Annotated in this window: 17 protein-coding genes; 5 read left to right on the plus strand and 12 right to left on the minus strand. The window is 48.3% G+C overall.

The genetic code is table 11. The features are described from left to right. Positions 1-73: 73 nt before the first annotated feature. From V1L65_RS01990 to V1L65_RS02005, 4 genes are all read left to right on the plus strand, one after another. On the plus strand, positions 74-1,042 hold the full coding sequence (locus V1L65_RS01990; RefSeq protein WP_331697388.1) for a metallophosphoesterase family protein: 969 nt from the start codon (positions 74-76) through the stop codon (positions 1,040-1,042). A 109-nt stretch (positions 1,043-1,151) separates the two neighbouring features. Beyond that, complete coding sequence (locus tag V1L65_RS01995) at positions 1,152-2,069, plus strand: aldo/keto reductase (protein WP_331697389.1); 918 nt, start codon at positions 1,152-1,154, stop codon at positions 2,067-2,069. A gap of 206 nt (positions 2,070-2,275) precedes the next feature. Beyond that, positions 2,276-2,623, plus strand: a complete 348-nt coding sequence (locus tag V1L65_RS02000) for a hypothetical protein (RefSeq protein ID WP_331697390.1) — start codon at positions 2,276-2,278, stop codon at positions 2,621-2,623. Between the two features lie 28 nt (positions 2,624-2,651). Then, complete coding sequence (locus V1L65_RS02005) at positions 2,652-2,813, plus strand: hypothetical protein (protein ID WP_331697391.1); 162 nt, start codon at positions 2,652-2,654, stop codon at positions 2,811-2,813. A gap of 818 nt (positions 2,814-3,631) precedes the next feature. Here the strand turns inward: V1L65_RS02005 and V1L65_RS02010 are convergent. From V1L65_RS02010 to V1L65_RS02030, 5 genes are all read right to left on the minus strand, one after another. Continuing rightward, positions 3,632-4,363 carry a glycerophosphodiester phosphodiesterase gene (locus V1L65_RS02010; protein ID WP_331697392.1) on the minus strand — a complete coding sequence of 244 codons (732 nt, stop codon included), beginning with the start codon at positions 4,361-4,363 and terminating at the stop codon, positions 3,632-3,634. Between the two features lie 59 nt (positions 4,364-4,422). Then, a complete protein-coding gene (locus tag V1L65_RS02015; RefSeq protein ID WP_331697393.1) occupies positions 4,423-4,545 on the minus strand; it encodes a hypothetical protein in 123 nt (40 codons plus the stop codon). A gap of 117 nt (positions 4,546-4,662) precedes the next feature. Next, positions 4,663-5,670, minus strand: a complete 1,008-nt coding sequence (locus V1L65_RS02020) for an NAD(P)-dependent oxidoreductase (RefSeq protein WP_331697394.1) — start codon at positions 5,668-5,670, stop codon at positions 4,663-4,665. A 27-nt stretch (positions 5,671-5,697) separates the two neighbouring features. Then, positions 5,698-6,540: a PmoA family protein gene (locus V1L65_RS02025; RefSeq protein ID WP_331697395.1), complete on the minus strand. Its 843-nt coding sequence runs from the start codon at positions 6,538-6,540 to the stop codon at positions 5,698-5,700. Between the two features lie 48 nt (positions 6,541-6,588). Then, positions 6,589-7,692 (minus strand): Gfo/Idh/MocA family protein, encoded by a 1,104-nt coding sequence (locus V1L65_RS02030; protein ID WP_331697396.1) that lies wholly within the window; start codon positions 7,690-7,692, stop codon positions 6,589-6,591. Positions 7,693-7,910: 218 nt separating this feature from the next. On the opposite strand from V1L65_RS02030, the gene V1L65_RS02035 reads away from it, so the two are divergent. Further along, entirely contained in the window at positions 7,911-9,101 is a 1,191-nt protein-coding gene (locus V1L65_RS02035; RefSeq protein ID WP_331697397.1) for an AraC family transcriptional regulator, read from the plus strand. A 92-nt stretch (positions 9,102-9,193) separates the two neighbouring features. Here the strand turns inward: V1L65_RS02035 and V1L65_RS02040 are convergent, their stop codons facing one another. The 7 genes from V1L65_RS02040 to V1L65_RS02070 are packed head-to-tail and all read right to left on the minus strand — an operon-like array spanning position 9,194 to position 19,105. Continuing rightward, entirely contained in the window at positions 9,194-10,744 is a 1,551-nt protein-coding gene (locus tag V1L65_RS02040; protein WP_331697398.1) for a DUF4127 family protein, read from the minus strand. A gap of 52 nt (positions 10,745-10,796) precedes the next feature. Further along, entirely contained in the window at positions 10,797-11,789 is a 993-nt protein-coding gene (locus V1L65_RS02045) for a carbohydrate ABC transporter permease (protein WP_331697399.1), read from the minus strand. A 19-nt stretch (positions 11,790-11,808) separates the two neighbouring features. Further along, complete coding sequence (locus V1L65_RS02050) at positions 11,809-12,708, minus strand: carbohydrate ABC transporter permease (protein ID WP_331697400.1); 900 nt, start codon at positions 12,706-12,708, stop codon at positions 11,809-11,811. Continuing rightward, positions 12,705-15,263: a DUF5696 domain-containing protein gene (locus tag V1L65_RS02055; RefSeq protein ID WP_331697401.1), complete on the minus strand. Its 2,559-nt coding sequence runs from the start codon at positions 15,261-15,263 to the stop codon at positions 12,705-12,707. Before V1L65_RS02055 ends, V1L65_RS02050 begins: the two co-directional genes overlap by 4 nt. Positions 15,264-15,270: 7 nt before the next feature. Continuing rightward, positions 15,271-17,319 (minus strand): YIP1 family protein, encoded by a 2,049-nt coding sequence (locus V1L65_RS02060; RefSeq protein WP_331697402.1) that lies wholly within the window; start codon positions 17,317-17,319, stop codon positions 15,271-15,273. Between the two features lie 18 nt (positions 17,320-17,337). After that, entirely contained in the window at positions 17,338-18,210 is an 873-nt protein-coding gene (locus tag V1L65_RS02065; protein ID WP_331697403.1) for a carbohydrate ABC transporter permease, read from the minus strand. Between the two features lies 1 nt (position 18,211). Next, a complete protein-coding gene (locus tag V1L65_RS02070; RefSeq protein WP_331697404.1) occupies positions 18,212-19,105 on the minus strand; it encodes a carbohydrate ABC transporter permease in 894 nt (297 codons plus the stop codon). Positions 19,106-19,108 lie beyond the last annotated feature (3 nt).

A 19,108-nucleotide genomic window follows, 5' to 3' on the forward strand; every position in this document is an offset into this window, starting at 1 on the left:
CGGCTTCGCCGATAAGTAATTAAAACTTATTATATTAATTCTTATATTTCGAAAAGAAACGGGGGTATTAAAATTGAAACAAGTCAACTCACTTCAATTTCGCAAAGACGGAACTTTTACAATCGTGCAATTCACAGATATTCACTGGCAAAATGGAAACGAAACAGATAGGCAGTCGAGAGCTGCTATGGAGCAGGTGCTGGATGCGGAGCAGCCTGATTTTGTCATGTTTACGGGAGATACTATATATGCGTGCAAAAATAAAGATGGATCAAGCAGCTGCGAGGATCCTTACCGCTCATTGCGTGAAGCCGTTCATGCCGTAGAAGAAAGAAAAATACCTTGGGCGCTTGTATTTGGCAATCATGATACAGAATACGAAATTACGAGAGAACAGCTGATGACGGAGGTTTTAGCGCAGACATTCAACCTTTCTGAACCAGGTCCTGAGCATATTAATGGTGTTGGCAATTATGTCCTCCCTATTGCTGGCTCTAATGGTGCAAGCACTGCTGCGCTTCTGTATGGTTTAGATTCCGGAGCCTACTCCGAGCATCCTGATGTCGACGGCTACGACTGGATTCGCCAAAGCCAAATTGCGTGGTACAGAGAGCAATCGAGAGAATGGAAAGCCAGAAACAACGGCCAGCCTTTGCCTGCCCTTGCATTTTTCCATATCCCGCTTATTGAGTACGAAATGATGTGGCGCACAAATGTCTGTTACGGTCAAAAAAATGAACACATATGCGCATCCCGTATCCAGTCTGGATTTTTCTCAGCTATGCTGGAGCAGGGAGATGTAATGGCAACGTTCTGCGGCCATGACCATGTGAATGATTTCTTTGGCACACACCATGGCATCCAGCTCTATTACGGCCGAGCAACAGGCTATAGCACCTATGGAAAAGAAGGCATGCTGCGAGGCGGGCGCGTCATTCGATTGACGGAAGGAACACGGAAGCTCGAATCATGGCTGAGACTTGCTGACGGCTCCGTTATTAAACAGCAGCCCGAGCATCTTCCTGAGCATGAGCATGCATAACTTCAAAAACAGTCTTCGCACTTATTGCGGGACTGTTTTTTTGCGACTATAATAGCCGTACATGCTTAATGCTATCCTAGGATTATAATGAATAAGGGAGGCTTATTTGATGAGAACGATAAAGCTCGGAACCAGCACACTAGAAGTGCCTGTCATTGCAGTAGGCTGTATGCGCATTAATTCGCTGGAGCATGCTCAGGCCGAACAATTTGTTCAAGCTGCGCTTGAAGCAGGCGCAAACTTTTTTGACCATGCAGATATTTACGGCGGCGGCGCTAGTGAAGAAATTTTTGCTAAAGCGATACATATGAATGACGATATTCGAGAAAAAATAATTATTCAATCCAAGTGCGGCATTCGCAAAGGGATGTTCGATTTCTCCAAAGAGCATATTATTGCCTCTGTGGATGGTATATTAAAGCGTCTTAATACAGACTACCTGGATGCTTTGCTGCTGCATCGTCCTGATACGTTAGTAGAGCCCGAGGAAGTGGCTGAAGCTTTCGATCAATTGGAGAGCTCTGGCAAAGTACGTCATTTCGGCGTCTCCAACCAATCGCCTATGCAAATCCAATTGCTTAAAAAAGCAGTGAAGCAGCCTATTGTAGCTAACCAGCTTCAGCTCAGCATTACAAATGCGACTATGATAACGAGCGGCTTCAATGTCAACATGGAAAATGAGGCGGCTGTCCATCGCGATGGAGGCGTGCTCGATTTCTGCCGTTTGAATGATATTACGATTCAGCCATGGTCGCCATTCCAATACGGCTTTTTCGAAGGTGTTTTTCTTGGCAGCGATAAATTCCCGGAGCTTAATAAAAAGATTGATGAAATCGCCGAGAAATACAATGTCAGCAATACGACGATTGCCATCGCTTGGCTGTTGCGCCATCCAGCCAATATGCAGCCGGTTATCGGCACAATGAATATCCAGCGCTTGCTGGATTGCTGTAAGGCCAGCGAAATTCGCTTGTCGCGCGAGGAATGGTACGCCATTTACCTTGCTGCAGGCAATATTTTGCCGTAAACCTTAACCTAAAAACCCCAATTATGAGACAACGCCTTGGCTTCCCAGCCAAAGCACACAGCTTTTCTTAATGAAATAGAAGAGCAGTAATGGAGTTCCCAGGCCTAACTTAGCCTTGGAGCTCTTTTTTTATTGCATTATACGATGCAATGCTTACATAAAAAAGGACTTATAGCCGCATATTATCGTCATGGAGGTGGAAAAGGATGAGCAAACAGGATGAATTGCGTATTAATCAGCAGCAGCTAGTGGAGGCTTGGCAAAAAACATTGCCTTCTTTAATTCCAGAAACGGACAGCGCTACTGTCATTGCAGATGGAGCAGATAATAAAGCCTTGCGCGTTACGATCGAAGCAGCTGGTCATCAACTGTACAGCTTTGACTTCAGAGTCGAATACGTGGATAGCCGTGAAATAAAGGTAGATTTTATAGATGTGGAAGAAGCCGGACGTTCGGTCGACGAGCATCAAGACACGATCCAGCAATTAATTGATGATTATATGCGCCATATTCGCGAGTGCGCGCAAGCACTCCATACCCTTACACATGCATAATTGCAATTAGAAAGGAGCGGTTTATATTATGGAAAAAGCAAAAGACAATCCTGATCAAAACTTAAGCGGCGTTGTCGATGATTTGGAGCAAACTGTTGTAAACAGCCACCATGCACAGCAATTGCAGCAGGATAAGATGGACCGTCGTCACCAGGATGCGAAAAACCGTAACAAAACAACCTCACATTGACTCCAAGAAGAAACGCTGCACATCCTCGGCTAAGGATGTGCCGTTTCTCAGTGAAATATAGGAACAGGTATATAATGAGATCTTATAGTATCCTATATTTTTAACGAAGGGCTATCCCATACGTCATGAATATGACGGGATGCCCTTTTTCTACGCCATTAAAAAGAACGGAACACTTTCCATTGATCATCAACTTTTACAAAAATGTAATTTCCGGTTGATTCCGATACTGTAGTATCCTCGGTTTCATGGAACGAGCACAAATGTGCTGGAAATATAGGAAAATCGCCCCCATCTCAATAATCAAGGGAGGCGATCTTTTGTTGTCTCAGTGTATGCGTATGCAATTTTAAGTGTCTTTTGTCCCAATAATGTTGTCTGGCAGGTTTTCGCTCATTTAGAGCAACTTTAAACGAAGCATTAGGTAACAATTTATTCGAAATATCATACAGAAACGGTCCGTGCTAATGGACATAACTCAGTGCTACAACAAAACGGCTCAATGTATATGAATTTTCATATACAATACGCTGAAATGTCTAAAAAAACACAATTGTATATGAATTTTCATACACAATTGGTCGGAACTTCCTTAAAACGGCTCAATGTATATGAATTTTCATATACAATACGCTAAAATGTCTCAAAAAACACAATTGTATATGAATTTTCATACAGAATTGGTCAGAGCTACATCAAAACGGCACAATGTATATGAATTTTCATACAGAACCGTTCGACGCTTCACATCTACAACGCGTACCTGCCACATCGGCTTGTCCATTCAGGGAGAACCCTTGTTACTATTTATCCAGTAATTATTTATCCAGTATCATTCTTAAAAAACCTGGCTTATTTGTTATAATACCCGCTACTCCCAAATCAATGAATTTTCTCAAGTCTGCTTCCCCATCAACTGTCCAAGGATAAACGGTTTTGCCAGCGGCATTTGCAATGTCCATATAGGATTCCGTTACAAGCGGGAAGTGCGGATGGAGTGAAAACACCTCGACTCCCGATTCCTCCTCAAACTTTTTGAAATCCGCAACCTCAGGATGATAAAGCAAGCCAATGCGGATTTCAGGCAATTGTTTTTTCAACTCCGCCAAGCAGCCAAAGTGGAACGAAGATACGACTGTGCTTCCGATGCGGTCCGTTTTTCTTAAAACATCAATTAAGCAGCTTACCATGCCTGGTGTTTCAGCGGCTTTTATTTCTACATTAAACTGTACATTTGCTGGCACCTTCGTCAACACTTCTTCAAGCAAAGGAACATATTCTCCAGCATACTGATCGCTAAACCACTTGCCGCAATCATAACCTTTAATATCTTCATAATTCAGATTAGCAATTTCACCAACACCATTAGTCGTGCGTTCTAAAGTATGGTCATGAATAACGACGACCTGCTTGTCCTTCGTAAGATGAACGTCCAGCTCGATCATATCGCATTCCTGCATAACACCCAGCATAAATGCTGCTAATGAATTTTCAGGAGCCTCCGCCGAGGCACCTCGATGTGCAATGACTAGAGGCTTTACTGTCTTCATGGATGTTCACTCCATTATAAATAGAAATAAAATATAATCGTAATTATACCATAATATAGTTACGGTTCGACTGGCAGCGTGAATGGAATTCCACCCGCTGCATTGACTCTCACCATATAGCTAGCCGTCTTACCTTGATAAGAAGCGGTTATCGTTGCTGCACCTGGCTTATGCCTTAGCACTCATACAGCGCCTAGGGCGTGGTGCTTGACGAGAGGCTTTAAGAGGAATAGGGAGTATTCTACCTACTCCTCGAAAGAATCATCGTTGTAATGTAATTTTTTACCGGCACGACAAGCTTAGCGAGGCATAAACTGCTCCAGCAGCATCTCACCCCAACGCTGATTTGCGCCCACAGTACGTCCCGCTAAATGCGGCGTATGGACGACATTATGTCGACCCAGCAGCGGATCGTCCAGCGGTACAGGCTCGATGTCGAAAACATCCGCCGCCAGGCTGAGTTCATCGTTCAGCACCCGTTCGCGCAGAGCCTCCATATCGCAAATACCGGCTCGCGTGACAAGCACGACCATGCAACCTTGTGGCAATGCTCTGATATGCTCCGCCGTTACCAGCAGTTCGGTCTGATCGGTCAGCGGTACCATCGGCACGAAGATGTCTGCATCCTGAACCAGACGGTTCAGATGAAACTCGCGGCGCGCTCCCGCGCGATGAAAGCAAGGCTCGGCGGCGTAAGGATCCCAGGCCGCCACATCTGCGCCCAGCATATGCATAAAGCTGGCATACCGTGAAGCAATATTACCTGCGCCAACAATGCGAACGCGCTTGCCCTCGACTGTACCATTAGCAAAACGCAGATCATCCGTCATCTGATCACCGATTTTCGTCACGGGATCGTACGGGTAATACCATGCGTCCAAATTGGTGAGCATCCGGTGATAGGCCTGCGGAATGCGACGCAATCCGCATAAGGTCAGCGTCAGCGCAAACTCCGATACGGACTGCCCCCAGAAACCTTCAGACTTATGCTGATAAACCTTAACCCCCGCCTCGCTCATAGCTGCCAGTAATGCCGGGTCTGTCGCCTCATACGGCTTGGCCTGCACAAACGCCTCCTCAAGCTGCGTGAACAATGCCAGGCACGCGCTTGTCACTTTTACAGACAGAGAAATCAGCCTGATTACGCTCCCCGGATCGGAAACAATCTCGCCCAAGATGCGATTTTCATCCGGGTGCAGTCTTATGAACTCGACATCCCCCTGCTCCCGCCACAACGCATGCAGATGATCAGCTGCGACGGACCACACATAGTCGAATGTAGGATGTACAATAATGACACTTCGCATGCTACAATTCACTCCTCTTTTCTCTTGTTATTGGGCCGCAAACGCATCCCAACTCCGGCTTATCACTTCAACATCCGTAGCGCCGCAAAACACGAACACGCGATAGCGGGCGGTTTCAATTTTGTCTTTGGCGAGCTTCCATTCTCCCGCAATACATCTGCTTGGCGAGATGCCCATCTGGTAATCTACCCGCCACGGCACAGGATGATCCGTATTCGTCGGGTGATCCATATAGGCTATGCCCGCCTGATCATCCCTGCCCTCGATCGGCATGCTTACCGAAACCCATCGAGCTCGTTGACCCTCTGCTTTCCCGTTCAGTTGGCCTTCGCTATTAATTGCCTGTCCGCCTGTCTCATCCCGAAACGGCATACGCAGAAACAATCCGCCGTATGGGTATTGTCCAAACGTCAAATCCGTCGCGGCATGAAGCGACCATTCCATATCCAGGAAGTAAGTATTCCCGTGATCTTTCAAAACCCAGTTTTGTGTCTCTTTCAGCATCACTGCACCGGAAGGATCCAGCCAATCCGCCTCTACTTTCCACATAACCCGGTTCGCCTCTGCTGTTGCCTGTGTTAACGGAAACGGTCTGAAGCTTCCGTCCTTCGGATCGTTATGGATACCTTCTGCCCAGAAACCAATCCCGTTTACATCATTCAACCCCGTATACACGCCATGCTGCCAAGGATGATGCGGTGGCGCATTTTCTGTCAATATGCCCTTGCCGTCCGGAGCCACAATCGGGTGAATGTACGGACGCTCGTTCATAGGCGCATGCTGTTCGAGAATCGGCGTCAATTCCTGGCCCCGAAAGATGCGAATAACAGTAGCAGAGCTTTCTGCTCTTAAAGATGAGGTATTCTGCATGTTAGGGTTTCTCCTTTATTAATCAAAGTTTGTGATCCTTTATCTCTTCTATCTGAATTTGGGCAGAAACACCTTTTCTCCGCCTTGCATAGCCGACTCATGCGCACATATGCCCGCGCTTGTCCAATTTGCCGATGTATATACATCAGGGAAAGCAGGCCGATTTTCCACAATACTCATAAGAAATTCATGTGCAAGATGTGGATGCGAACCGCCATGTCCACTACCTTGCTTGAACGAGAGATGAACATGATCGGTCAAATCGTACACCCCTTGCGTGGTGTACGGTCTGATGCCTTCTGGCAGCCGATCTGCATAATCCGGCACCCGCACCCGCTCAGCCTGTTCCCCGACAAACAACACCGGCGACTCACCTTCAAGCTGCTGCCACTCAAAACTGATCCGGTCAGCATACACATCAAAGCTTTCGATGTACTCGCGAGATGTTTCAAACAAAGACCGCGTGATCTCCATAGCCAGATTTGAGTCGCGCAAGCGGAACAATGCCGATTCAACCGCGAACGGTGAGCCGTACTTGTCGGCAAGTTCCTTGGCAATTTGTCCGGAGCCCAGACACATCACATACTCTGCTTCCCGTTCAGCCAGCGCCAGTAACGGACTGAGCGCATGGGTCGCATAGTGCATCGGCGGCAACCCTTCCCAATATCCGGGCCAGCCCGCCATCTCTTGCTGATGCGCGCCGCGCAAAAATTGGATCTTTCCAAGCTTGCCCGTATCACGCAAATGCTTTACATAGAGATACTCTCGCGTATACACGCAGGTTTCCATCATCATATAGTTCTTGCCCGATTGCTGCTGCGCCTCGACGATTCGCCGGCAATCCTCCACCGAGGTCGCCATGGGCACCGTGCAAGCTACATGCTTGCCTGCCTTAAGCGCTGCAATGCTTTGCTCGGCGTGATCCGGAATCGGTGTATTGATGTGCACAGCATCGATGTTGTCATCCTGAATCATTTCCTCAAAGCTGGTATACCTTACTTTTACGCCAAAATGCTCGCCAATCTGATGCAAACTGTCTGGATTTCGCTGACAGATCGCATACATCTCTGCCTGGGGATGATTCTGATAAATGGGAATAAATTCAGCACCAAAACCGAGTCCCGCAATGCCTACACGTATTTTCTCACGCAATAAGATCCTTCCTTTCATGTTATAATTTAGTCTCAGTATAGACAACGAATGCGAAGAAGTCGATGCGAATTTCCGTTAACAAAATGAGATTTTTAACATTGAAATATAGCAAAAAAATATTGTAAAATAACGATGAGTCAATTTCATAGTTCCGCTATCTACTTAGAAATTGTTTAACTATAGCTAACGAATTTAATAAGTGTACAAGGATGGATAAAATGAGGATATTCACTCCGAAACAGCGCAAGCAGGTAGCCTTATTGATCGAAACCTCCAACCAATACGCGCGCGGGCTGCTACTCGGCATTAACCGCTACCTGCAGGAGCATCCAGACTGGTCCGTGTACCTGGGTGAAATCAGCCGCAACAACCAAGATATGAGTTGGCTGAGCGACTGGCACGGCGACGGCATCCTGGCACGCATCGAAACCGACGAGACGGCAGACTACATTATGAATAGCGGACTGCCTGCCATTGATCTAAGCGCCTCGCGCAAGTTGCCCGGTCTGACATGCGTGGAAACAAACGACCAGGCGATTGCCGTCATGGCTGCCGATCATTTCCTGGAGAACGGCTTCCAACATTTTGCCTACTATGGCGACAACCGCTTCCAGTGGTCGATTCATCGGGACCAGCACTATCGCTCTTATCTCGGCGCGAAGGGCTTTGATTGTCTGAGTTTTAAAGCAGCCAGTGACAATGCGCAGCAAGGGGCGTCGTGGGAAAACCACATCAACGAGCTTGTCCGATGGCTGAAGCAATTGCCGAAGCCCGTTGGCATCATGTGCTGCTATGATATACGCGGCCAGCAATTGCTCGAAGCGTGCCGTCTGGCCGAGATCGATGTGCCCGATGAGGTCGCCGTCATCGGCGTCGACAACGACGAACTCTTATGCGATCTGTCCACGCCTCGGTTGTCCAGTATTCAAACCAACCCACAGCAGGCCGGTTACTTGGCTGCGCAGTTGCTGGACCGGCAAATAGCAGGCGAGCGAATTGGAAGTGAAATCCACTTGATCGACCCCCTCCAGCTTCAGGTCCGCATGTCCTCCGACGTGCTGGCCGTTGAGGACAAGACGGTCTCCGAAGCAATAAGGTTTATTCGCCAACACGCTCACGAGAATATTCAGGTGCAGGATATTTTAAATCACATCCCTGTCACTCGGCGAGTCTTGGAAAGCCGTTTTCTTAAAGCACTGGGACGAACGCCTCACGAACAAATTATTTCGATCAAGTTAAAGATGGTCAAGCAATTGCTGGAAGAAACCGAACTATCGCTCGCCGACATCGCTGAACGCACTGGGTTCAAGCATACCGAATATATGAGCGTCGTGTTCAATCGCGAATTCCATATCCGCCCTGGCCAATACAGAAAAGAGAGAATGTTATCCATGCCGATGAAGTCCTGAACCCAAAAACAGCGTTAATTATTTGTCCGGCAAAGTCCAACAAATCACTGGGGCTTTGCCGGCAAAAGATGCACTTCCTTTATCCATGACTCTTATCTGACAATCTGCAAATCCAATCCGATTTCAAATACACGATTCCACGGGAAATACACATTCTGCACTTCGATTTTCCCTTCCACTGCATCGGTCAGCCATGACTCCACAAACTGTTGAATCTCTTTGTTAACGAAGCTATCCACTTGCTCCTTCATCGTGGACAGGTCTACATATTTTTTACCATCGAAACCAACTGGATGTTCTTTACACAGTTTTTTACGAATAACCGCCTGATAGCCCCAGTCTTCCAGCAGTCTTAGAGCATAAAACTCTCTGCTGCGATGCAGCCGATCAAACTCATTGTGCGGTTGTCCCTTATAATAAGCTTCAATAATCATATGCGCGATCACCGTGCCGAGAGTGTTCCCAATGGTGTTCCAGCCAGCGTATGCCGATACATCCTTCAGCATCCCCCTCTTGGACAGCAGTTGCAACAAATAATGATCTGCGCCATTAATAATCGCAGCGTCCGCCAAGCCAACCACTTTGCCCCTGCGGATGTAACCGTCAATCGCACTAGCAAACTCATTCATATTAATCTCTGTAAAATAGCTGGCATGCCGATCCTGCAAGTCATGAATGCTGTCCGAAGTCATCACGGAATGGACGGCCGTATGTACAGCCAGTACCGCATCTGCCTCCTGTGAGTTATCCAGCGTGTACCCGCCGGCTGCAGACAGATGACTTTTCACCGCTTCATGCAGACTGCGCTCCTCCAAATCCGGCACTGTCAACGGTCCAAGTGTTGAGGAATAGCGAATGAATACTTCGGGTGCAAACTGCTTGGCATCGCAAAATGCACGGGCAAACAGCGTACAGCCGGCTTCATCCGCACCTGAGTGTATAAACACCTTATCCATCAAATTATACTGCTCTGCAAGAAGGCGAAGCTGGCGCTGCTCGCTTACAGAAAAGCCAAATTGAGCATTGTCATCCAGCGGGATCAACAAGGTGTCGATGACGCCGTCATTCACATATTCAATCGCCTGCCGATTAATGGCGTGGTTAATGGTGCGTCTTCCGATGAAATCGTCCAGCACAGCTGACGGGATACTGCTCCGCACCTGTACAAATTCGTCTTGCTCCACTTGGGACAATTCATTCCGCTCTTCTTTGTTCCTCAGCCAGGAGTATCTGCTGATCAAATGACCATAGTCCGCGTAATAATCCGGTTCCTCTTCGGCAGAACAGTATTGCGGTGTCCGCATGATCAAGCTGAAGGCATATATGTTCAAATGCGGGTGATTTTTGCGCACCTTTTCAAGCAGCGCCAACCGGTCCATACATTCCTCTACAGTAACATGATGCAGTCTTGATGGAACGATCCCCCCATGCACCAGCATATCAATCGAGACGAGCAAATAATCTGCGCCAATCACTTCACGCTCAACCCATTGCGCCAATTGCGCGACAGGCGCAGGCTGCTTCTTCATGCCGAGCAAATGATGCGGCGCGACCATCTGCAGGTCGGTACACGCCGCCAGATGCATCGGAAACAACAAGCTGCAGGGGCGTTCATCCAGCGGCAAAAAAACGATTTTAGTCATAGGAACTCTATGCCTCACTTCATCTATATATTTGTGATTCTTGCAAGTCTAATTAACCTATGATTCCCGTCCGCTCCACACTCTCGACAAAATAGCGCTGGGCGAACAAATATAGTATAAAAATAGGAGTCAAGCCCAACAGCGCTCCGACATTCAAATACATGGAAATGAGTGCAGCAGCATTTACGCCCAGAAGACCTGTCGCAGTGCCGGGCAGCAAATCGAGCGTGCGGGAAAGCAGCGTATAGTTCGGTGCGTACATATTGACAAAGTAGCTGTCATTCCACTGCCATACGAATGAGAACAGCATAACCGTCGCAATGGCAGGAATCGCATTGGGCAGCATCACCCTCACGAAAGTCCGGAGTATACCCGATCCGTCGACATAAGCAGCCTCCTCCAGTTCCTTAGGCAAGGCCCGGAAAAACTGGCGAAAAATATAAATGTACAGCCCATTCTTCAAGCCTGATGCAAGCATAGAAGAGATGAAAAAAGGCCAGAAGCTATTAAGCAAATTAACTCCTTTGTTGCCGGAAAACAGCTCATACAACCCAAACAGATCGAAATAGCGATAGTGTAAATAAACAGGCACCATAATTGTTTGCGGAGGCACGACAATAGTGAAGATGACCAGACCAAACAAAATTCCGCTGCCGCGGAACTTCAGCCTAGCGAAGCCATAGCCGGCAAGCGCGCATGAGATTAACTGCAGGCAAGACGTACCGACGCTTAAAATAAACGTATTAAGCACTGCATCCGGATACTTAATCAATGCGTAGACGGCTTTAAAGTGGTCCAGCGTAAAATTTCGTGGTATCCACAAAACCGAAGAGTCATACAAATCGATCTCCGCCCGAAAGGCATAGGAAATTTTTTGCGCAATAGGGTACAAAATGACGATGCAAATGCCATAAATCAGTACCGTTCGCGTTAAAATCCACAGCCAGCGCTTGCTCCATTCCACGATCTTGGTGCTCCATTCCAGAAACTTGACGCGTCTATCTGCCCCCGTTGGACGATCTGGTAAATCCGTTTGTTGTGCCATTAGCTGAACCCCCATAATATTATTGATAATAAACTCGCTTGGAGATCAGGTAAGTCGAAATAATAAGCAGCAAGGAGATGACGAGAAAATAAATCCATGCCATCGCTGCGCTGACGCCGAAGTTGAAGCTGGTAAACGCGGCTTGCTGAATCATGCTAGTCACGCTGCTATCATAGAAAGAGTCAATAATTGTATATATTGTATTGGTCAGCAGCAGCGGTGAAATCATCGGAAAGGTAATCTTCCAGAACGATTCATACCCCGTTGCTCCCTCCATCTTGGCAGCTTCATATAGCGAAGCAGAAATGGACTGCAGTCCAGCCAAAAATATCAAAATTTGCACGCCCGACAGGCTGATGATCTGATAGATTCTGTTTACCGCCCCGGTCAAATAATCGACGATCAGCGGACTGACGCCAGCCTGCAGCAATAGCGGTGTCAACTCAACGCTTTTCATGCCGGCAAAATTACTGTCCATGCCTTGCGACGCAACCCCCATCATCTGCGCCACAATTCCGCTGCTGTCGAGCTTGGCGATCACGCCGGAGGTGAGTACGACTGGCAGAAAAATAATCGCTCTGGCAAACATCCGCCCGCGGAATTTCTGCGTCATCAGCATAGCAGTAAACAAGCTGAAGAAGATGATCAGCGGCACATCCAACACCGTATTCAACACCACATTGGTCAGATTTCGAACATACCAGGCGTCCTCCAGGAAGATGTAACGAAAGTTGGCGACACCCGCGTAATCGAGCCGAAATCCGTCTTCGGTAATCGTCAGCTTGTTAAAGCTGAACCAAAGTGACTGGATTAGCGGGATAGCCATCAGCAGAATCAACCCCAGACACCAGGGCAATACGAACAGCATGCCATATAGTTGTTTTTTTCGTTCAAGATTGATCGAAATCATTCGCTTCATGGCTTCACCTTCCTTACGACATAATCGCACGCTTCGATCGTGACGCCGTCAACTGTTACCGCAGTGTCGCCATAGTTGACCCAAATTTGTACACCTTGCTCAAACTCCGTTTTGTACAACCGCTCCGAAATCTTCTCATGCGCGATAATACGCTGACCGCGAACTTGCCGCAGGACATCGTTCACTTCCTTGTAAGATTGAACGGCTTCATCCAGCCAATTTCGGTAATCATGTGCGTACAAATAGCTGAACTCCGTATCTTTCAGCACGGACGCAGATTGCGTAATCCAGCTGTAGTACACATTAGAGCCCGACTCAAGCGCTTTCAGCACTTGCAGGCGCACATTCTGATCGTCCGCCAAATTGAACGGGCTGCCGGCATAATCGATATAACCGTGAAGCACAATCTGATAGAAGGGCACTGACTCGCTCGACAACCAATAGCCATTGCTTGTTTGCGGAACGTGCAGCAGATGATCAGCGTAGCCTAGCGCGTAAGCATTGCCGCCCTGCGCCATGACCTCGTCAAGCTGATCGGCAAAGCGTGCAATCATCGCTTCGGCAACCGACTTTGTATCCTGCCTTGTCGATTCTTTGCCCCGCGCAAAATCCGAGTAGAGTACATCGCCCAGATCACGCAGCGATATGGCATCAAATCCGTAGTCGGCATATTGGTCCAGGAATCTTTCTGCCGTCTTCTCAATACGCGCCGGCGCCAGCAAGTAATGGGAAAAGGCCGTTCGTCTGTAGGTCGCGAGAGAAAAATCATACATGCGGGCATATTGTCGTGAAACAAACTGTACCGCATCCCTCGACGGGCTGAATCCCTTCGAACCGTCATACACTTGCAGCAGCGTCAACTCAGGATATAGGCGTCCGCCGATTGTTATTAGCTTATTGGCAAGTTCATTCCATTCCTTCTGGCTGCCAAGCGCACGCTCCAGCCGAATGCGAGACGGATATTGTTGTTTAAGGCCACTATTAAACCAGCCTCGATAATGAAGTTTAATATTGGAAAGCTGATACTGTCCAAGCTGGTCGACCAGGCGGTTGGCGCTCTCCAGGTCACTTAACGGCACAAACGCTTCATAAGGAATGCCTAGCATGCTCTTAGGTTCGGAAAATCCGCCAGTCAATTCCAGATAAAACGGTGCATCCTGATCCGCTCCACGTAGTGTCCAACCATACTTGTCAGCCAAATACTCGCGGTAAACAGCCGCCATGCCGGTGTAATTGGCTTGTTCCCCGCTCAAGAACTGAAAGCGGATCTGCAACGCGCCCTGATAGCTGTGTACAGGAGTCTTGATCATCGCATCATCGCGTGTAAGCGATACTTCATCGGAAGGCAAGATGACAAAACGACTGGCAATAGTATGGAATCCGTGAACTCTGCCCGCAGTATCCGCTTGCAGTCGAGCCAAGCCGTCGCCTTCTTCGATGTTCGCCAAAAAAGCGGCATCGTTTTTCTTCATACCATAAACAGGAAGTCTTGCCGCTTGCTTCGTCCCAATCTTTTCTTTAATCGCCAGGGCATCATCCTCACCGTACAAGCTAAGCGTAATCGATTGGGCTGCCGACTGGCTGTTGTTGAACGACATCAACGCTCCGGAACCGTCAGGCAGAAACAGATAGCCGTCATCCTGGTTTCCGGCAGCGCCGAACTGCTCCAGCATGCCGACAGCCTGGATCCGATAAAGCGCAGTCTCTTCCCGTATTTGCGTCGTGTCTACCGTCGCAACCAGCGAATCGCCGTCAAGACGGTACGTTATGGACGCTGTGAACTTGGGATTTCCCGATGCCGTCGCCCCCTCTCCCCCGGCAATTTCATTATCCTGCAGCAATTCCTCCTCGCTGTATCCCATCTTTTCGAACAAATTAAGCACTCTTTTGACGACAGCTTTTGGAATTTCGCGTCGTTCCCATATTTCCTTACCTTCAATATAACGATAACGAGTCTTCAATTCGTCGCGTTCAGCATCGTCAGACAGCCGCTCCAGCAAGCTTTGAAACCGAGTTGCGGTTAACTGCAACGGGATCGATTCCACTCCTTTTTCAGGATTGCCGAACCGATAGGTGACCGTCAGGGCCGAATCCTGGGGAATAATCTCGAACTGCTGGTATGCCACACTGTCGTTGTAGCTGTCGTATTCTTTGGTCTGCCCGTTGTGCATCAAATACACAAGCGAAAGCTGAGACGAAAGCTTGCCTTTCCAATAAGGCGTTGCGATCGAATCCTCTTCCCTTCCCTGCGGATTGGAACGCCAGATTTTACCGCTTTGCTTTTCAAGCACCGCAATCTCAGCAGTACGGCTATTGATGTACAAACGAAGACTATCATTTTCCATCACGGCATCCATATCGGGCAATACGGGGGATACCGCCTCGTCAGCCGCTATCATGCGCACCTGCGGGTCGGTCTTTATTTCAGTTGGCCGAGAACGGAAATCCGCCGAATCCGAAGCGGCATTCCGTCCGTTCCCCGTGCAAGCGGTTGCCAGCAGCAGCAAACATAGAAGAGTCAATATTATCGTAGTCGACTTATTGCATGTTCGCACGACTTCCTCACTCCCCTATTCTGAAAATAATTTCTTTGAATATAGTTGTGCCTAGCGAAAGCGTCTGCTGCAGCAAGCTGAAGAACAACAGCGCAAGAAATAATATTATGCCAATAACGATCAAGGTCAGAAAAGAAGTTACAATTGTTTTGCCGACCGTATACTGGTGGATTGTCAGCATCCCGACGAACAGCAGACCCAGAAACCACAGCCAAGCTACCGCCTCCAGTAAATTGTAGAAAGGTAGTTCCGGAATAGTCAGAGTATTCGATAATATGATCAGCGGCACTTGCACCAAAATCAACGGGCACAGCGCATACGCTCCAGCTACAACAATCTCCTTAAATTTCCCTTCACCGTCCATCAAAGTCGTCAGTGACCAGTTCGCTACGCACCAAAGGAAGAACGGGATCAGAACGAACTTGGCTTGGCCGAGCACATAAACAGGCGGTATCGGATTTAATAAAAACCCGTTATACTGATGTTTGAGCACATACAGGAAAGCAAGCAGGAACACCAAAACGAGTGAAAACCAAACACGTCCCTTATTCTCATACTTTAGCTCCCAGAACCCTTTGAAGGGATGAAACATCGTATACCAAGCCATGCCAACCGCCTGTGGCTCGCCCGCCCGCTTGCGTACCATTTTTCTCACCGCAATCAGCAGAATAACAATTGCTGCCAGCGAAGCCAGTATGGTACCGAAGTTGTCCCACATAAATTCCTTGCGGTAATGGGCAAACGCTCGGGAATAGTATTCTTGATGCATACCTTGCTTGAAATACTGCATTGCTTCAATGTAATTGCCACGCCTTAACTCCGCTTTGCCGATGCCGATGTAAGCCAGCTCCAGGTTGTTGTTCAACTCCAGCGCCTGATGCCAGGCTTCTACTGCCAGATCGGAGTCGCCTTCGTCCGTGTGAATGACCGCGCTCCGAACAGCTTGACCGTACAAGGTCGGCTTGAACAAACTGATATGATTCATTCCCTTATCCAGCACAGCCATCCGGTCGCCGAGCATGGCGACAGCGGACGGCGATTTGAACGTTCCCTGCTGCTCCCCGAAGCGGGCAAACGTGTACATCAAATTGCCGTCCCGATCATACGTGAAAATTCGACCACGCGTTTGATCAAGAATGCTGTAAATTCCGTTCTTGTCCGGTGTAACATAATGAATGCTTGACGGATCGGATCTGGTCCCCGTGAAGCTATAAATCTTATCGCCCATTGGCGGCCAGTAGCCCGACCGTTTGAGCACATCAATGCCTGAAGGGTTTAGTCGTTTGACCGGTTCTTCCGACTGTTCTGCGCTTGTCGCAAAAATAAACCCATCCTCGTCAATAGCGACGTGATTGAATTCAATCGGGACAAACAGCACCATCTTCGAGCGCTGTTCCTTCGTCATCATCCGCTTCCAGAACAAATCCGCCAGCGAAAACTGGACTTTATTAACCCCCATAAACCCGGTAAACGTCCCGCCTGCATCAAATTGCATAATACCGTCGAATACTCCCTTGGCGATGACATAGGGACGACCCGCTGAATCGACCGTCAATTTGATCGGCTGATAAACAAAGTTGGCAGGCAAAATATCCGCTTCCGGTTGTCCGATCACCCTGACAAATTCACCAGCTGCCGTAAGCTCGACGATTCGCTTGTTACCGGTATCCGCCACATACAGATGACCGTTCTGCGCAACGAATAACCCTTGCGGAGTGGCAAAGTGATCCAGGACGCCATGGGCTGTAAACGAATCGATAACCCGTTCTACGTGAAAATCGGCGCCCACTTGCACAATGCGATTATTGCCGCTGTCCAGCACATAGATCCGGTTATCCGATGTAATAACCATATCTTCCGGACTGCGAAATCCGCCGACGCCCAGTTGTTCGCCTGTCAGTCTTGCTTCAAACACATAAGGAACCGGAGCCGGTTCCGGCGTTCCGCGCCAGGAATAATTGTACCCCTCGTAGGGGGCGGCAGACAGTACAGATGTCAGGCTCGGCAATAGAAGCAGGATAGAAAAGAGCAATACTACTTTTCTCCAAAAACTCACCTGCAGCGCTCCTTTCTATTATTCTTTCATTCCGGAAGTAGACATCGTCTCAATGACTCTGCTCTGTGACACAACAAAGAACATAATCGGGACAAGCAGCATTAGCAGCGTCGCTGCCATGGAAGGTCCGGTACGAATAATTCCGCCAGCGAGAATCTGGCTGAAGGCGTAATCAATTGTCTTGAGCTGCTCGCTGTAAATAAACAAGGCGCCCGCCGAGGCCCCGGCTCCCCATAGCCCTTGAAAAGAAAAAATAATTAAGGTCAGCCAAGCCGGCTTGACGATCGGCATTACGATCTGCCAGAAAATGCGAAACTCGCTGCAGCCGTCTATTTGCGCCGCTTCCAGTAAAGCGTCCGGCACCTGTTCCATAAACTGCTTCATCAGATACAAGCCGAGGGATGAACCTAGCGCAGGAATAATTACCGCCCAATGCGTATCGAGAAAACCGAGCCAGGACATCGTCATATAGTTGGTGATTTGTGTCACAACAGCCGAGAACATCAAGGAAAGGACGACAATCGTAAACAGAACGCTTCTACCTGGAAACCGGCGTTTGGCTAGCGGATACGCCGCCATGGAAGCAATCACAACATGACCGGTCGTACCGATAAGCGCAATAAAAAAGGTGTTGTAAATATAGCGCGTCATCGGTACCCACGAGTTCGACAGCAGATAATACAAATCGCTAAAATTATTCAAAGTAGGCACTCGAACAAAAAAATCCGGCGGGTACTTCAAGATTTCGTTAATAGGCTTGAACGCATTGTTCACGACAAAGATCAATGGCAGCACCATGAAACAGCCAACGGATGCGAGCAGCGCGAACAAAAGCAGATCACCGCCCAATGAACGATTAATACGCTTAGGAAACAGGCGGATACGCGGCATGCTAATCACCCACCTTTGCAAGTAACCGACGTACAATCAAGTTCGAACCAAGCATCATCGCGAAAAGCACTGTAGCAATCGCCGATGAATACCCCATCTCGAAGCGAATCGAACCATAATCCATCAGATGGGTCACGATCGTATGACCCGCGTACTGCACGCTCGGAAAACCGACTAGCGCTGTCGATACTTCAGCTACGGCGAATGAAGCGGTAATCTGAATAACTGCCCCGAACAACAACATCGGTCTCATTGACGGGAGCGTTATATACCATAGCTCTTGCCAGCGATTGCGGATACCATCCATCGCGCCGGCCTCGAACAACGTTCTGTCCAAACCTTGAAAACCTGCGATAAATGCCAGGAAGCTTGTGCCTATACTAAGCCAGAGCTGCACGATGATAATGACTGTCAACATATAACGCGGATCCTTCAGCCACAAGACCGGTTCCAGAATAAGATGCCATTTCATCAGAAAGGCATTAATATAGCCATAGGAATCGCCTGCAAAGAGTAGCGTCCAGACGATTAGGGCATTCCCGGACAACGCCGGCGCGTAGAACACTAGAGTCGCCACAGCTCTCATCTTTGGAGGAAATTCATTAATAATCCAGGCTAGCACAAAACAGGCAATATAGCTGACCGGCCCGGTAATTGCCGCGAAGAGCAGCGTATTTTTGAGTGCAACCAAAAATACATCATCGCGGACAAATAATTGGGCATAATTGCGCCAGCCGACCCACTGCGGAAATTCCAACATGTTGAAATCAGTGAAGCTGATTAATAGCGACAAGCACACCGGCAACACAGTAAACGTAAAGAAAATCAAGTAGTATGGCAGCAGCATCAGATATAGCGATTTGTTTCGCACGACTGCTTTTTTCAACCTATTCATCCA

The organism is Paenibacillus sp. IITD108 (genome assembly GCF_036541265.1).
Taxonomy (GTDB): Bacteria; Bacillota; Bacilli; order Paenibacillales; family Paenibacillaceae; genus Pristimantibacillus.

Bases quoted from the DNA above. Each gene is read 5' to 3' on its own strand.
- V1L65_RS02045 (WP_331697399.1), bottom strand. From the start codon at position 11,789: ATGGCACAACAAACGGATTTACCAGATCGTCCAACGGGGGCAGATAGA.
- V1L65_RS02020 (WP_331697394.1), bottom strand. From the start codon at position 5,670: ATGCGAAGTGTCATTATTGTACATCCTACATTCGACTATGTGTGGTCC.
- V1L65_RS02050 (WP_331697400.1), bottom strand. From the start codon at position 12,708: ATGAAGCGAATGATTTCGATCAATCTTGAACGAAAAAAACAACTATAT.
- V1L65_RS02065 (WP_331697403.1), bottom strand. From the start codon at position 18,210: ATGCCGCGTATCCGCCTGTTTCCTAAGCGTATTAATCGTTCATTGGGC.
- V1L65_RS02005 (WP_331697391.1), top strand. From the start codon at position 2,652: ATGGAAAAAGCAAAAGACAATCCTGATCAAAACTTAAGCGGCGTTGTC.
- V1L65_RS02070 (WP_331697404.1), bottom strand. From the start codon at position 19,105: ATGAATAGGTTGAAAAAAGCAGTCGTGCGAAACAAATCGCTATATCTG.
- V1L65_RS02040 (WP_331697398.1), bottom strand. From the start codon at position 10,744: ATGACTAAAATCGTTTTTTTGCCGCTGGATGAACGCCCCTGCAGCTTG.
- V1L65_RS02025 (WP_331697395.1), bottom strand. From the start codon at position 6,540: ATGCAGAATACCTCATCTTTAAGAGCAGAAAGCTCTGCTACTGTTATT.
- V1L65_RS02000 (WP_331697390.1), top strand. From the start codon at position 2,276: ATGAGCAAACAGGATGAATTGCGTATTAATCAGCAGCAGCTAGTGGAG.
- V1L65_RS01995 (WP_331697389.1), top strand. From the start codon at position 1,152: ATGAGAACGATAAAGCTCGGAACCAGCACACTAGAAGTGCCTGTCATT.
- V1L65_RS02035 (WP_331697397.1), top strand. From the start codon at position 7,911: ATGAGGATATTCACTCCGAAACAGCGCAAGCAGGTAGCCTTATTGATC.
- V1L65_RS02010 (WP_331697392.1), bottom strand. From the start codon at position 4,363: ATGAAGACAGTAAAGCCTCTAGTCATTGCACATCGAGGTGCCTCGGCG.